Source organism: Massilia sp. LXY-6, assembly GCF_051233485.1.
Taxonomy (GTDB): domain Bacteria; phylum Pseudomonadota; class Gammaproteobacteria; order Burkholderiales; family Burkholderiaceae_D; genus Telluria.
Genome location: NZ_JBKFGF010000094.1, coordinates 1 through 370, shown reverse-complemented (window position 1 = coordinate 370; position 370 = coordinate 1). Strand labels below are relative to the sequence as shown.

The following is a 370-nucleotide window of genomic DNA, read 5'->3' as shown; positions in this document are numbered from 1 at the left end:
AAAGCAAAAAGCCCGCCCAGACTTAACTGGGCGGGCTCTGCTGAATAATTAGCCTGACGATAACCTACTTTCACACTGGTTGCAGCACTATCATCGGCGCAAAGTCGTTTCACGGTCCTGTTCGGGATGGGAAGGGGTGGTACCGACTTGCTATGGTCATCAGGCATGACTTGTACGCGTGTCGCTTGTTGAAGCGTCACGCTGAATCCGGAAGAAGTAGTTTTGTATTCTGGTATCAACAAACAGCTGTCATTGACCCGGCATTGACTGCCAAGGTTATAGGGACAAGCCGTACGGGCAATTAGTATCGGTTAGCTTAATGCATTACTGCACTTCCACACCCGACCTATCAACGTCCTGGTCTCGAACG

The 370-nt window shown here is 50.3% G+C and carries 2 rRNA genes; both read right to left on the bottom strand.

Features of this window, described 5'->3' with window-relative positions:
• Positions 1–51 precede the first annotated feature (51 nt).
• Positions 52–164, bottom strand: a 5S ribosomal RNA gene (gene rrf, locus ACI48D_RS25935).
• 116 nt (positions 165–280) lie between these two features.
• Positions 281–370: ribosomal RNA gene (locus ACI48D_RS25930) — 23S ribosomal RNA — on the bottom strand; the annotation flags it as partial.